General features: G+C 69.2%; 16 protein-coding genes. 4 read left to right on the top strand and 12 right to left on the bottom strand.

Annotation, left to right across the window (positions count from 1 at the left end; genetic code table 11):
• The first annotated feature begins 58 nt into the window (after window positions 1–58).
• On the top strand, window positions 59–1,144 hold the full coding sequence (locus tag ASF18_RS21130) for a sulfite oxidase (RefSeq protein WP_056186076.1): 1,086 nt from the start codon (window positions 59–61) through the stop codon (window positions 1,142–1,144).
• Window positions 1,145–1,146: 2 nt separating this feature from the next.
• On the opposite strand, the gene ASF18_RS21135 is transcribed toward ASF18_RS21130, so the two are convergent.
• From ASF18_RS21135 to ASF18_RS21175, 9 genes are all read right to left on the bottom strand, one after another.
• Window positions 1,147–1,518: a DUF202 domain-containing protein gene (locus ASF18_RS21135; RefSeq protein ID WP_056186077.1), complete on the bottom strand. Its 372-nt coding sequence runs from the start codon at window positions 1,516–1,518 to the stop codon at window positions 1,147–1,149.
• Window positions 1,515–2,405: a LysR substrate-binding domain-containing protein gene (locus tag ASF18_RS21140; protein WP_056186080.1), complete on the bottom strand. Its 891-nt coding sequence runs from the start codon at window positions 2,403–2,405 to the stop codon at window positions 1,515–1,517. The genes ASF18_RS21135 and ASF18_RS21140 overlap by 4 nt, the downstream gene beginning before the upstream one ends.
• A complete protein-coding gene (locus ASF18_RS21145) occupies window positions 2,402–3,211 on the bottom strand; it encodes an anti-sigma factor (protein ID WP_056186082.1) in 810 nt (269 codons plus the stop codon). The genes ASF18_RS21140 and ASF18_RS21145 overlap by 4 nt, the downstream gene beginning before the upstream one ends.
• Window positions 3,208–3,717 (bottom strand): RNA polymerase sigma factor, encoded by a 510-nt coding sequence (locus ASF18_RS21150; RefSeq protein WP_018044293.1) that lies wholly within the window; start codon window positions 3,715–3,717, stop codon window positions 3,208–3,210. The genes ASF18_RS21145 and ASF18_RS21150 overlap by 4 nt, the downstream gene beginning before the upstream one ends.
• Window positions 3,718–3,730: 13 nt before the next feature.
• Entirely contained in the window at window positions 3,731–4,114 is a 384-nt protein-coding gene (locus ASF18_RS21155; protein ID WP_056186085.1) for a hypothetical protein, read from the bottom strand.
• A gap of 352 nt (window positions 4,115–4,466) precedes the next feature.
• Window positions 4,467–4,784: a YnfA family protein gene (locus ASF18_RS21160; RefSeq protein ID WP_056354958.1), complete on the bottom strand. Its 318-nt coding sequence runs from the start codon at window positions 4,782–4,784 to the stop codon at window positions 4,467–4,469.
• 60 nt (window positions 4,785–4,844) lie between these two features.
• Window positions 4,845–5,630 carry a fumarylacetoacetate hydrolase family protein gene (locus tag ASF18_RS21165; protein WP_082487843.1) on the bottom strand — a complete coding sequence of 262 codons (786 nt, stop codon included), beginning with the start codon at window positions 5,628–5,630 and terminating at the stop codon, window positions 4,845–4,847.
• Complete coding sequence (locus ASF18_RS21170) at window positions 5,627–5,917, bottom strand: hypothetical protein (RefSeq protein ID WP_056354964.1); 291 nt, start codon at window positions 5,915–5,917, stop codon at window positions 5,627–5,629. The genes ASF18_RS21165 and ASF18_RS21170 overlap by 4 nt, the downstream gene beginning before the upstream one ends.
• A gap of 1 nt (window position 5,918) precedes the next feature.
• A complete protein-coding gene (locus tag ASF18_RS21175) occupies window positions 5,919–6,152 on the bottom strand; it encodes a hypothetical protein (protein WP_056354967.1) in 234 nt (77 codons plus the stop codon).
• A gap of 265 nt (window positions 6,153–6,417) precedes the next feature.
• Here ASF18_RS21175 and ASF18_RS21180 point away from each other — a divergent pair, with 265 nt between their 5' ends.
• From ASF18_RS21180 to ASF18_RS21185, 3 genes are read left to right on the top strand one after another with little or no spacing between them, the layout of a single operon-like run.
• The gene (locus ASF18_RS21180; RefSeq protein ID WP_244472802.1) at window positions 6,418–7,776 is read left to right on the top strand and encodes a TAXI family TRAP transporter solute-binding subunit; all 1,359 of its coding nucleotides are present in this window, start codon (window positions 6,418–6,420) and stop codon (window positions 7,774–7,776) included.
• Entirely contained in the window at window positions 7,773–7,967 is a 195-nt protein-coding gene (locus tag ASF18_RS23315) for a DUF2934 domain-containing protein (RefSeq protein WP_082487844.1), read from the top strand. The genes ASF18_RS21180 and ASF18_RS23315 overlap by 4 nt, the downstream gene beginning before the upstream one ends.
• Window positions 7,964–9,046: a magnesium and cobalt transport protein CorA gene (locus ASF18_RS21185; RefSeq protein WP_082487846.1), complete on the top strand. Its 1,083-nt coding sequence runs from the start codon at window positions 7,964–7,966 to the stop codon at window positions 9,044–9,046. Before ASF18_RS23315 ends, ASF18_RS21185 begins: the two co-directional genes overlap by 4 nt.
• A gap of 183 nt (window positions 9,047–9,229) precedes the next feature.
• On the opposite strand, the gene ASF18_RS21190 is transcribed toward ASF18_RS21185, so the two are convergent.
• The 3 genes from ASF18_RS21190 to ASF18_RS21200 form a co-directional block, all read right to left on the bottom strand.
• Window positions 9,230–10,684: a carbohydrate porin gene (locus tag ASF18_RS21190; RefSeq protein WP_082487869.1), complete on the bottom strand. Its 1,455-nt coding sequence runs from the start codon at window positions 10,682–10,684 to the stop codon at window positions 9,230–9,232.
• A gap of 273 nt (window positions 10,685–10,957) precedes the next feature.
• Window positions 10,958–11,332, bottom strand: coding sequence for a hypothetical protein (locus tag ASF18_RS21195; protein WP_056354972.1), 375 nt, complete (start codon window positions 11,330–11,332; stop codon window positions 10,958–10,960).
• Window positions 11,333–11,656: 324 nt separating this feature from the next.
• Window positions 11,657–12,346 (bottom strand): response regulator transcription factor, encoded by a 690-nt coding sequence (locus tag ASF18_RS21200; RefSeq protein WP_056354975.1) that lies wholly within the window; start codon window positions 12,344–12,346, stop codon window positions 11,657–11,659.
• Window positions 12,347–12,384: the final 38 nt, after the last annotated feature.

The raw sequence follows: 12,384 nt of genomic DNA on the forward strand, positions 1-12,384 counted from the left end.
TCTCGGCTCCCGGCGCGTTCTCGTCGTCGACACGTCACGAACGCAGGACAAAGACCCCATGCTCGGCCTGTTCCAGCGCAAGGACCGCCTCATCGTCCACGGAAAGGCGCCCTACAACGCCGAGCCACCGCTCGATCGCCTACGCGCCGCCTTCCTCACCGAGCAGGCCGACTTCTACGTCCGCAGCCACGGGAATATCCCGGATCTCGACGCCGACAGCTACCGCCTGACCGTCGACGGGATGGTTGCGACGCCGCTCGAACTGTCCATTGCCGATCTGAAGACGCGGTTCGCGCCCGTCACCGTCACGGCGGTAATGCAATGCGCCGGCAACCGCCGGGCCGACATGCTAGCGGTGGCCCCGGTCTCCGGCGACCCGTGGGCGCCCGGCGCCATCGGCAACGCGAAATGGACTGGGGTGCGCCTCGCCGACGTGCTGCGCGCGGCCGGCATCGATGCGGGCGATACGCGCCACGTGGCCTTCGAGAGCCACGACCGGATCGCGGACACGGACACGCGTTTCGGCGCCTCGATCCCGCTCGCCAAGGCGCTGGCCCCCGATACGTTGGTCGCCTTCGCAATGAACGGCGAGCATCTCTCCCCCGAGCATGGCCACCCCCTGCGCGTGGTGGTGCCGGGATTTGCCGGTATCCGCAGCCCGAAGTGGCTCGCCCGCATCACGGTGCAGGACCGGCCCTCCGACAATCCGATGCAGGCCGACGACTACAAGCTGTTTCCGCCCGACGTGACCGCCGAGACCGCCGACCCCACCCACGGCATCACCATCGAGGCGATGCCGCTCAACAGCGCGATCTGCGAGCCCGCCCGCGGCGCAGCGTTGAAGGCCGGCCGGCACGCGATCCGCGGCTACGCCATCGCCAGCGACCGCGCGGTCGCCCGCGTCGACGTCTCGACGGATGGCGGTCGCAGCTGGGCACAGGCCCGGATCGACCGCGATGCGGACGCACCCTACGCCTGGACGTTCTGGGAGATCGACTGCGAGCTGACCGCGGGCGAACACGAACTCGCGGTGCGGGCCTGGGACTCAGCCGGCCAGACCCAGCCTGCGGCGCCGGACGACACCTGGAACTACAAGGGTTACCTCAGCGCCGCCTGGCACCGGGTACGGGTCACGGTGGCCTGACCTCACGCCCAGAGTAGGGCGGTGGCCGCAAGGCCCGAGATCGCGATCAGCAGGGCCGCGATCCCGACGGTGAGGATGCGCGGCATCATCGGGATCTCGGTATGGGCAAGACGCGCTCGAATCGCCCGATCCCGCCATGCGGCGCCGGCGAACGAGGCGAGCGCACAGGCGATCAGCGTGAGCGACAGCACCTTCAGCGGCCAAACCGCCAGCACCTCCCGCAGGAAGCGCTGCGCAGCCAGGCCGACGCCGAGGAAGGCGAGCCCGGTGCGAAGCCACGCCACGAACGTACGCTCGGCTGCCAGCACCGTCCGGTCCTCGGCGAGCCTCACCCGGGGATCGTCGGGGGGCACGGGTTTCGCGGGCTCACTCATTTGATGTTCGCCGTCGCGATCAGGTCGAGAAGCGCGTCGGCGGCCCGGCTGCAGTAGCGCTCCTTGTGGCGCAGCACCCGGAAAGGACGGCTCGGCAGGGCGAACGCCGCCCGTACCAGGGTCCCGGCTCGAAGCGCTGCGGCGACCACGGTCTCGGACAGCACGGCGGCCCCGCCCCCGGCCTCGACGGCGGCGCGGACCGCCTCGTTCGAGGGCAATTCGAGTGTGACTTGGAGTTGAGCCGCAGCGAGGCCGGCGTCCGTCAGCGCCGCCTCGAAAGCCGAGCGGGTTCCCGATCCCGCCTCGCGCAGCACCCAATTGGCCGTTGCGAGCTCCTTGGGTTCGAGGGCAGTAGCCCCGGCGAAGGGATGGCCAGGAGCGACTACGAGGACAAGCTGGTCTCGCGCGATGGTCGTGCTCGCGAGCGTCGGGTCGTCCAGCGCTCCCTCAACGAAGCCGAGTTCGGCCTGCCCCGCGCGCACCGCGTCGGCGGCGTCGGTGGTGTTGCCCACCGCCAGCCGGATAGCGATCTCGGGGTAGGCCCGGCGGAAGGCAACGAGATGGCGCGGCAGCCAGTCGCTGGCGATGGTCTGGCTGGCGTAAAGCGCCAACGTCCCTCGTCGCATGCCGCTGAGGTCTGCGAGCACCAGTTCGGCGGCCTCCGCCCGGGCGAGCACGGCACGGGCCTCGACAAGGAACGTGCGCCCCGCCTCGGTCAGCTCGATCCCGCGGCCGACCCGGTGGAACAACTTGGTGGCGTGACGCCCCTCGATATTGGCGATCGCCGCGCTGACCGCCGACTGAACGAGGTTCAGTGCCTCGGCGGCCCGCGTCACGTGCTGCCGCTCGGCCACCGCCACGAAGATGCGGAGCTGGTCGAGGGTCATGGCTGCTGCCGATCCGGCGCGAGGCCGCGGACCTGCGCATCAACCGCCTGCGCGACGGTGAGCAGCCGGGCCTCGTCGGTCCGACCGGTGACGACGTAGGACATGCCGCCATCGACCCAGGAGAAAGCGGCGACGTCGCCCTCGCGGGCGAAGCGGAACACTGTGCGGCCATCCGCATCGCCCACGCGGCTGTAGAGCGTCAGCCGGGTGCCGTGGTCGTCGTCGTACATCAGCATCGCTGCGGATTCGGACCCAGCGGGCAACAACCGCCCGCCCATCAGGCGGAAGCCGTAGGCCGTGAGGTCGGGGGTGGTCACCGCCCGGCCGAGGCGCTTCGAGAGCCACGTAACAAGGTGCGGCTTCTCGTCGGCGCGCACCTCCACCGGATGCACCGCCTCGACCACGTAGGTGCGGAAGGCCGCCACTGCGTCGTCGGTCGCCGGCTCGGTTCGCGCAAGCGTGACCGTGGGTACCTGCCGCGCGGCATGGCCGAACCAGCCGGCGGCACCGCCGACCGCGAGGCAGAACACGGCCGCAGCCGCGACCGGAAGCCAGCGCCCGGTTATTGGGCTATGTCGCGAGCGGATGTTGGCCACCCGGAGCCGCGCCGGGATCGCCTCCTCGGCAATCGGCGCGAGGCGGGTACGCAAGCGCTCGCGCAGGGCGCGATCCGCCGAGACCTCGGCCGCCCGCGCGGGGTTTCCCCTGAGCCATGCCTCGACCAGCGCCTGCCGCTCCGGTTCAAGATGACCGTCGATCAGGCCGTGCAGGTCGTCCTCGCCGACCGGGCGCGGATCCCCGCTCATTTCACCCTCCTCAACAAGCCGGTTCGGCCCGTTTCCAGAAAACTTCGCATCCGCTCCCGGGCTCGGCTTAACCGCGACATCACCGTGCCCAGCGGTACTCCGAGCACCTGCGCCGCTTCCGCATAAGACAGATCCTCGACCGCGACGAGCAGTAGCACTGAGCGCTGCTCCTCGGGCAGGGCGTCGAGTCCGGTGAGCACGTCGCGTGCCCCCATAACGGCCTCGGGGTCGGCACCCGGATCGGGCACCTGCTCCAAAGCCTCAGCGCCGACATCGATGCCGCGCCGGCCCCGGCGTCGAACAGTGCCGAGGAACAGGTTGCGCTCGATCGTGAACAGCCAGGCTCGCAGGTCGCCGTCGCGGCGACGTCCGGACCAGCCGGACAACGCCCGCTCCAGGGTGTCCTGGACGAGGTCATCCGCCGCTTCGCGGTCCCGCAACAGTGCGACTGCGTAGCGCCGCAACGCTGGGATCTGCGGTTCGATGAGGGCGGCGATCTCGTCCACGAGGCTTTACCGATCAGGGCTTGGCGATGTGCCACGCGTCGTTGAGGAATCCGTCGCCGGTGATGTCGCCGGGCTTCGTATCCTTGGCGAAGGTGTAGAGCGGCTTGCCCTTGTAGGCCCACTGCATCGTCCCGTCGTCCCGCGTCACCATCGTCCAGTCGCCACTAGCAGCCGAGCCGGAGGCGGCCATCAGTGCCGGCCAGTTGGCGGCGCAGGGGCCGTTGCACATCGACTTGCCGCCCATGTCCTTGTCGAAGGTGTAGAGGGTCATGCTCTTGGAATCGACGAGCGCCGGCCCCTTGGCAGTCTCGGCCGTCATCGCAGGCGCAGCGGCCTGGGCGGCGACGGCGGAGAAGGCGAAGGCCGCAAAGGCAGCGCGGATCAGCATGGTGTGCATGAGTGAGGTCTCCGGCGGTCGACCATGACCGCATCGGGAGAGATGCCGAACGGGCGCGTCTATTCCACTGACACACGAAAAAGATTGGTGACGTCAGCGTGACCGCCGACTCGTCCTCAACCACGGCATACGGCCGTCACCCAGGAGCAGTCAGAGGAATGATGCGGCGGCGTCACCACTCTGAAAGGCGGAGATCCGAGATCATGCCCTCGCACGGCGAGATCGACTGCAACGTCTGCTTTCAAGAGATACGTTGGCTTGCTCTTACGGCGTAGTTGGGTCGATTTCCGCCGTGTTGATGGGGTGGTGCCAACAATCAAATTGCTTCGAGCGGGCCCTTGCTTCGTAACACTCAGGTTCCGCGTGGTCCCAGCAGGATGACCGCGGCACCAATAAGACAGATCGCGGCGCCGCCGACGTCCCATCGGTCGGGCCGATGTCCCTCGGCCAGCCATGGCCACAGGATCGACGAGACGATGTAGACGCCGCCGTAGGCTGCGTATGCGCGTCCCGCGCTCTCGACGAGGGTCGGCAGGTAGGCGAAAAGGTCAAGCGAAGCCTTTCCAGGCGCCAGCCACCACGGCGAGCGTTCGAGGCGTAGCCAAGCCCAGAAGGCGAAGCATCCGGCAATCTCGGCGACGGCTGCGCCGACATAGGCGATAAGTGTCATCTCGCCGGCATCCGGTGCCCCGCGTCCACGGTCAAGCCTGGTTTAGAAGCGACCGGCCGGTCAGACGAGATCGAGGGAAACCGTCCCGAGATCCCCGAAGGATGCGCGGACGTTCTGGCCCGGGACGATCCGCACGAGGCCGGCGCAACTCCCCGTCGTGACGACCTCGCCGGCTTCCAGGCGGCGCTCGCGGCCGGCCAGCCACTGTGCCGTCCAGGCCACGGCGCCGATGGGTGCGCCGAGCGTATCCGACCCCCGGCCCCGGGTGACGGCATGGCCATCGAGGTCGATACGGACCTCTGCCGAGGCGAGGTCGACGGGACGTCCATCCCGCACCCAGGGCCCGAGCACATGGACGGCTTCGAGCCCAAGGTCGGCCGTGGCCGTCAACGCGTTCAGTGGGATGCCGTGGGGGACGCGACGTCCGACGATATGCAGTTCGAGATGGCACGCGAGGCAGGCATCGGCCGCCTCGTGCTCTCCGGTCGGACCTTCCAATACCTCTCCCAGGGGGTGCGCGAGGACGAAGCAGTATCTGGCCCCGACCCCGATGATCCCCCGCGGGAGGAGGAAGGCTGAGCCGTCGTCCAGAAGCGCTCCGCGACGCAGGGGGGTGATCACCCGTTCCGTGCATCCCAGGGGCTTGGCGGTCACCGGGCTGGTGGCGCACAGCGCGTAGCCGACGTGGCCGTCCGCCAGGATGCGCAACGTCGCCTCCCGGAAGTCCTCGGCCTCGTCCATTCCGGCCAGACGGTGGAGGCCTACGTCGAGGCTCTCACCGCCTGAGCGATGGGCCGACGCGGCGCTTTCGGCGATCCGCTCGATCTTGTCCCGTGTCAACGTCATGGCGCCCGGCTGCGGGCGAGCGTCACGCCCTGGTGGTGCCGCTGCCGGATCGGATGCCGTCGCATCTGACCATCCCTCCGGTGGCGGCCGTGCTCCTGCGCAACGAAACGGTGGATCAGCGCCATCACCGGCAATCCAATGCAGAGCGTCGCAACGGTGGCGGAGGCGGAGAGGCCCAGCCCCCAACCGGTGACAACCCAAAGGATGAAGGCGTACCCCGTCATGACGAACCGTGCGACGAGGCGGCGGGCATGGCGTGCCCGCAATCGTCGGGCCGCGTAACCCATCCTAGATCCTAAGCTCGATGCGGTCCGTCGCGATGACGACGGCGTCCGGTCGATGGCCAGTGAGGTCGACCGCGTAGTGGAGCGCATCATGCCGGGTGCGGAACAGGCCCCCGCCCAGGCCATGGACCTCCATGGCGACCCAGCGACCCTGGGGGTCCTGGCCGACGATGAACCGCATCGATTGGGATTGGACCGCCTCGGAGACGATGGTGGCGACCGGGATGGTGACGGGCATGGAACGACTGGGGTTCGCGCGATCCATCGGTGGACCGCCTCCTTAAGCTGGACCCAGGCGCATAACGGTTCGAGCGGGAGCCCCGGGCTTCGGCATAAGTGTCCCATCAGGATTTTCGTCGAAACGCGGATGGGGCGCCAAACTCACTCGCATCGGGGCCTGCGGCGGCCCACCTTTGCCTGGAAGGCAGAAGGCCGCGTGGGGGGATGTGCACTTGAGCGGAAAGCGTTCGCCGGCCTGGCGCGTGGCGTGGTTCTGCGCGCCGATCCTGGCATTGGCCGTCGCCGGCCTCGCCTATGCCTACCTGACGCACCCGACCACGCTCGTCGTCGCGGTCGCCCCCAACGGCGGCACCGAGCCGGCGCTGATGCGCGCCTACGCCGAGGCGCTGTCGAGGAGCAAGGCATCCATCCGGCTGAAGCTCGTTCCTTTCGGCGGGGTCCGCGAAAGTGCCGAGGCGCTGCGGGACGGCAAGGCCGACCTCGCTGTGGTCCGGCCGGACGTGTCGATGCCGCGAAACGGGCTCACGCTGGCGGTCCTACGCGAGCAGGCCACCCTGGTGGCCGCGCCCCGACGGGTCGGCATCGCGGATTTCGCAGCCCTCGCCGGAAAGAGGCTTGCCGTGTTGGCACCCCGCAAGGCGGACCATGCCCTGGTGCGGGGGCTCGTGGAGCGGCATGGACTGGAACTTCGGGACGGCGGTCCGGAGGGGGACGCATCGGCGAAGGCGGTCTCCCTGGTGCCGGTGGAGGAAGCCGAGCTTGCGACGGCCTTCGCCGCCGGGCGTATCGACGCCGTGATCCTTCTGACAACCCCGACCTCGGCGGCCGCCCAGCGCATCGTCGATCTCGTCCGCGACGCGGATCCCGACCACGAGGCGGCGCTGTTCGGGATCTCCAATGTCCCTGCCGCCCTTGCGAGGATGCCACTGCTCCAGTCGGTCACCGTCCCGGCCGGCCTCTTCGACGGCGACCCGCGCATGCCGGCCGATGACATCGTGACGGTGGGATCGTCCTATCGCCTGATGGCCCGCTCGACCCTGTCCCGGACCGTCGCCGCCGAAGCCACCCAGCACCTCTTCGAGATGCGTACCCTGCTCGCGGAAACGACCCCCGCCGCCAACGACGTCCTGCACCCGGCGTACGACACGACCGTCGGCGCCACCAGCGCGCGGCTGCCCATCCACCCGGGCGCCATCGACTATTACGAGCGTGAGCAGGAGAGCTTCATCGAGCGTTACGAGAGCTGGATCTACCTCGTGGCGATCTTCGGCGGCGGCCTCGGCTCGGTGGCGGCGTGGCTCCGCCAGCGGGTGGGACGCATCCGGCGTGAGCGCATCGAGGTCGCGACCCTACGATTGCTGGAAATCCGCTCCAGCGCCCGCGGTGAGACCGGGCCGGCGAAGCTTGAGGCCATGGCGGCCGAGACGGACGACTTGGCCGCCAGCATCGCCCGGCATGCGATGAGGCGGACGACGGAGCCGCGGACGCTTGCGGGCGCGACCCTGGCGGTGGATGCGGCGCGATCGACCATCGCGAGGCGGCTCGGACGACGAGGGCCGGAGGGGGCGACCGCCCCCCTCGATGGATTTTCAACGGAAGGTCGAGACGGAGGGGAGCGATGACGATTACGAACGAGGTTCGCTTCGAGCGGAAACGCGAGCGGGCCTACGAGCCTTGGGACCTCACCCACAGGCCCGAAGGGCTCGACATGCTGTTTTGGCTTCTCGCGAAGAGGGAACTCGGGGCGGCGGGAATGGACACGACCGAACGAGGCGGGCCATCGCGGGCCCATCACGAAGGAAACGCGGCATGAGCCTTGGTGCGACGACCTTGGACGGGACGGGCACCGCCCGATCGCCGTCGACATCCGTCGGGCATCTCATTCCCGAGGGTCCGCCGGCCGCCACCGGCGGTGGAGAGGTCCCGGGCGTCGTGGCCTCCGGGGTCTACGCCGGCGGACGCCGGATCGCGGACATCCGGATCGACGAGGCCGGGGAATGGTCGCGCCGGCCCGATCACGTCGTCTGGATCGGCCTCTACCAACCCTCGATGGAGCTCCTCGAACAGGTGCAGGCCCAGTTCGGGCTGCATCGGCTCGCCATCGAGGATGCCAGGCACGCCCACCAGCGTCCCAAGGTCGAGCGATACGGCGACGGCCTTTTCGTGGTGGTGCGGACCGCCCAGCTCGTTGAGGGACGCATCGCGCTCGGAGAGACCCAGATCTTCGTCGGACGAGGCTACATCGTCACCGTCCGCCACGGCGCCTCGGCTTCGTACGCGTCCGTGAGGGAGAAGACGGAGTCCTGCCCCAGGCAGCTCGCCCACGGGGAGGACTACATCCTCCATGCGGTGCTCGACTTCATCGTCGACAACTACCGGCCGGTCATGGAGACGGTCATGGCCGAGGTGGAGGCCATCGAGGACCGCGTCCTCAAGCGCGAGCTCCTCCCGGCCGAGGTGGAGCGCCTCTACCTGCTCCGACGCGACCTGCTGCGCCTGCGTTCCGCCGTGGTCCCGCTGGTGGAGGTCTGCCGCAAGCTCGAACACGGCGACATGGTCGCCATCGACGAGGAGATGCAGCCCCTGTTCCGGGACGTCTCCGACCACCTGCGGGGCGTTCAGGAAGAGATCGACGCGATGCGCGAGGTGCTCGCCTTCGCATTCGAGGCGAGCCTGATGCTGGGACAGGCCCAGCAGACGGTCATCACCCGGCGGCTCGCGGCCTGGGCGGCCATCCTGGCGGTCCCGACGGCCATCGCCGGCATCTACGGCATGAACTTCGAGGTCATGCCCGAACTGAAGTGGCGCTACGGCTACTTCGTCGTGCTCGGCGGCATCTTCACCGCCTGCGCCGTCCTGTACTGGCGGTTTCGTAAGAACGGCTGGCTGTGATGGGGTTCGGCACCGCGGATCGGCCATAGGGCTGCCGGGCGGAAGGGCGGCCGGCCATCGCCTTCCATGGTCCGGCCACCGCACGTTCGGGCCTTGTCGACGTCGCGTCCCAGGGAGACGACTAAGGCGGGTCTCGCCGAAGGCCTCCGGGGGCATGCGCGCCATCCGTGTCCGGCGCCGGCCTCAGTAGCGGATGGTGGCGCGCAGACCGAAGACGGCCGCGTTCCCGATCCGGGCTCCGGTCGGGTCGCGTGGGTTGGCCACCCCACCGTTCGGCCGGAACACATACTGGAAGTCCGGCTGCAGCGTCACGCCGGGTCCGAGCACCGCCTGGTAGGTCGCCTCCAGCACCGCCTCGCTGCTGCGCCGCGGTCCGGGGACTCCGCCTAGGAGAATGGCATCGGTGTCGAGGCCGCGCGCTCCGTCCGAGATCTTGCTGAGAGCGAAGGCGACGCCGATGGTGTCGTCGGAGCGCCCCGGGAACAGGCCTTTGTAGCCGATGCCGGCATCGAAGTAGACGTCGAGCAGGTTGCGGTCCGTCGGCGAGGACGACACGCGCACGAACACGCTGGCGCCGTCGTTCGGGTCGTCGGGCTCACGGTAGATCGTCTGGTCGATCATCCCGTAGATGCCGTTGTTGCCACGGAATCGCCGGGCGATGCCGGAGCTGGCGGGATCGGCCAGGGGCCGGCCTTCACGGTCGTCGCGCAGGCCGTCGAAGCGGCCGAAATGATACCAGCCGCCGAGCGTGACTGTGCCGGGCTCAAGGTTGTCGTCCGCCTCAAGGCCGTAGGCGTAGGCCGCCTCGGCGATCACCAGGGCAGGGTCGTTCGTCCGGAAGTTCGTGCCCGTGCGGTTGCGGCGCTGCGGGTCCGGGTCGTTGTCTTCCCGTGCCGCGCCGGAGGGATCGCCGTTGTAGACGCCCGCCTGCAGGGAGAGGTTCTTGTTCGGCACGTACTTGGCCCGGACGCCCGGCGTCGCCAGCGGGTAGATCGGGCCGCCGCTCGGCAGGATGACCGCCATGATGTTGGGCCATCCGAAGGTCGAGTTGACGAACAGCGTGCCGGTCTGGCTCACCGCGAACTCCGTGTCGCTGGCAAGCTGGCCGATGCGCAGGCTGAGCTGGTCGTCGAACAGCTTCTGCTCGAACCAGAGCTCGTACAGGCGCGAGGACGGCAGGGCCTCGATGGCGCTGACGGTGATGAAGTTGTTGACGTAGTAGCGCGACAGGCCCGTGCCGTGGATCTGGAACAGGTTCGCGTGGAAGCTCGCGCCCTGCCAGCCCAGAAGCCTGTCGAGGTCGGCGTCGAACTGGAAGTCCAGTCGCCCCTCGTAGATGCCGCCGCGGCGCGAGCCGCCGGTGACGTTTCCGAAGCTCTCGCCGATGAAGGTCAGGCTGTAGGAGATGCCCTTCCCCTGGAGGAAGCTGCGCATCCCATAGGGGTCACCATAGGATCCGAGTTGGTCCTGGATCGACGTCGTCAGGTTGGCCGAGGGCTTGGCGGAGGTGTCGGGCTGGGCGACCGAGGTTTGCGGATCGCCGCCCGCGCCACGCAGGTTGCGCAGGAACGGCGTTTCACGCGCGATCCGCGCCGCGTCACCGATGAGGTCCTGACCGGAAACGGCCTGGGAACCCATCGCAAGGGCGAGCCCGATGAGAAGGCGGCGATGGTAGCGTCGCAAGGAACCCGGCATCCTCCGCAAGCCTTCGGGGTTACCTGGCGCCCGTTCAGGTTTCGGAGGCGTCGGCGCCGCCGTCATGGGACGCATGTTCCACGCCGGACCGGTTATGGACCAACGAAGGCGGTCGCGATATGGGCCGGGCGAAAGGCGGCGTGGCTTCCGGACGGGAGGATCCCGCGTCGGGGTTTCGCCCGCGTCGGGGCGCATCCGTGCGTTTCCCCACCTGGATCAATCCTCGACGGATCCCATCAATTCACCGGTGACCAGCAACGTCGCGGCGATGGCGGAGCGCAGCTCGGCGATGCCCCGACCATGGGGCGACGTCCCTTGGCCCGGTTCATCGAACGCGGCGCAGGCTTCCGACAAGCGGACGAAGCCCATGAGGCCGGCCTCCGACTTCAGGCGGTGGATCGATGCCAGTCCCGCCGGCGATAGGAGCGAGGCATCCCCCAGCCCGGCCAGCATCATGACGAGGGATCGCAGCATCAGGAGCAGCGAACGGGTTCGGTCGCCCCCCAGGAGGGCCGTGACCTGTCCATGGATCGTCGGATCGAAGACGAGCGGGCCATCCGCTGCGGCATGTCCGTGATTGTGTCCGGGCATGGGTCACCGCGCATCGCAAGGTGGGTGGAGGCCCGCCCGGACGGCCTTTTGCCGCTCGCTGGAACCGGCCTCTTCCCACCCCGGTCCGGAGGACGCGTCCGGTACCACCGGCGAGGCGATCGGCCCATCCGTGGGCACCAGGCCCGGCGGCAGGGCCGGAGCGTCGGGCCCGGGGTAGGGACCGAGGCCGGCGGCGACCGGGGAATGTGGGATCGGGATGTGGACCATGGCGCTTCGGTTCGTTCGCATCGATGACCGCCATCGTCCACGGACGGACCCGCGCCGTCACCTCGTCCGGATGGGCGGCCCGATAGGCCGCACGGCCTAGCGAGCGATCCGGGACGCCCTCGGACGACCGAGGTTGGCGCCGCCCCAGGCGGCGGCCGCGGAGCGGTTCGGCACGCCCAGAACCCGGAGCAAGGTTGCCACGTGGATCTTCACCGTACCTTCCCCGAGGACGAGCGTGCGCGCGATCTCCTTGTTCGATCGGCCCGACACGATGAGGTCGAGGACCTGGCGCTGGCGCGGGGTCAGGTTCGCCATGGCGTCGGGGCGCCCCGCGATCCGGGCGGGGTCGCCGGGGAACGCCCCTCCCTCCCCGGTGCCCACATGCGTGACGAAGGAGGGCACGTAGACGAACCCGTCGAGCACCATGCGAAGCGCTTCGGCCAAGGCCTCGACGGTCGGCCCCTTCGGGACGAAGCCGTGGACGCCGGCCCGCAAGGCCATGAAGACGTCCTCGCGACGCGTCGAGCCCGACACGACGACGGTCAGGACCTCCGGATGGCATTCCCGGACCGCGGAGAGGCTTTCGGCACCCGCCATGCCCGGCATCGCCAGGTCGAACAGGGCGAACCGCACCATCGGCCTTTCGGCAAGGGCTTCCAGCGCCTCGTCGAGCGAGCCGGTCTCATGCACCGCCTCGAAGCCGAGCCGCGTCGTCAGGACGGCCGCCAGCGCGATCCGGAAGAAAGGGTCGTCGTCGGCGATGACGGCTTGCCCGGGAGATGACATCGGTTCCCCCGTACGCTGTCCGGTTGGGATGCGGGCGG

Source organism: Methylobacterium sp. Leaf89 (assembly GCF_001422215.1).
GTDB lineage: Bacteria > Pseudomonadota > Alphaproteobacteria > Rhizobiales > Beijerinckiaceae > Methylobacterium.

Bases quoted from the DNA above. Each gene is read 5' to 3' on its own strand.
- ASF18_RS21190 (WP_082487869.1), bottom strand. From the start codon at position 10,684: ATGGGTTCCCAGGCCGTTTCCGGTCAGGACCTCATCGGTGACGCGGCG.
- ASF18_RS21130 (WP_056186076.1), top strand. From the start codon at position 59: ATGCTCGGCCTGTTCCAGCGCAAGGACCGCCTCATCGTCCACGGAAAG.
- ASF18_RS21200 (WP_056354975.1), bottom strand. From the start codon at position 12,346: ATGTCATCTCCCGGGCAAGCCGTCATCGCCGACGACGACCCTTTCTTC.
- ASF18_RS21185 (WP_082487846.1), top strand. From the start codon at position 7,964: ATGAGCCTTGGTGCGACGACCTTGGACGGGACGGGCACCGCCCGATCG.
- ASF18_RS21135 (WP_056186077.1), bottom strand. From the start codon at position 1,518: ATGAGTGAGCCCGCGAAACCCGTGCCCCCCGACGATCCCCGGGTGAGG.
- ASF18_RS21160 (WP_056354958.1), bottom strand. From the start codon at position 4,784: ATGACACTTATCGCCTATGTCGGCGCAGCCGTCGCCGAGATTGCCGGA.
- ASF18_RS21140 (WP_056186080.1), bottom strand. From the start codon at position 2,405: ATGACCCTCGACCAGCTCCGCATCTTCGTGGCGGTGGCCGAGCGGCAG.
- ASF18_RS21165 (WP_082487843.1), bottom strand. From the start codon at position 5,630: ATGACGTTGACACGGGACAAGATCGAGCGGATCGCCGAAAGCGCCGCG.
- ASF18_RS21145 (WP_056186082.1), bottom strand. From the start codon at position 3,211: ATGAGCGGGGATCCGCGCCCGGTCGGCGAGGACGACCTGCACGGCCTG.
- ASF18_RS21170 (WP_056354964.1), bottom strand. From the start codon at position 5,917: ATGGGTTACGCGGCCCGACGATTGCGGGCACGCCATGCCCGCCGCCTC.
- ASF18_RS23315 (WP_082487844.1), top strand. From the start codon at position 7,773: ATGACGATTACGAACGAGGTTCGCTTCGAGCGGAAACGCGAGCGGGCC.
- ASF18_RS21175 (WP_056354967.1), bottom strand. From the start codon at position 6,152: ATGCCCGTCACCATCCCGGTCGCCACCATCGTCTCCGAGGCGGTCCAA.
- ASF18_RS21195 (WP_056354972.1), bottom strand. From the start codon at position 11,332: ATGCCCGGACACAATCACGGACATGCCGCAGCGGATGGCCCGCTCGTC.
- ASF18_RS21155 (WP_056186085.1), bottom strand. From the start codon at position 4,114: ATGCACACCATGCTGATCCGCGCTGCCTTTGCGGCCTTCGCCTTCTCC.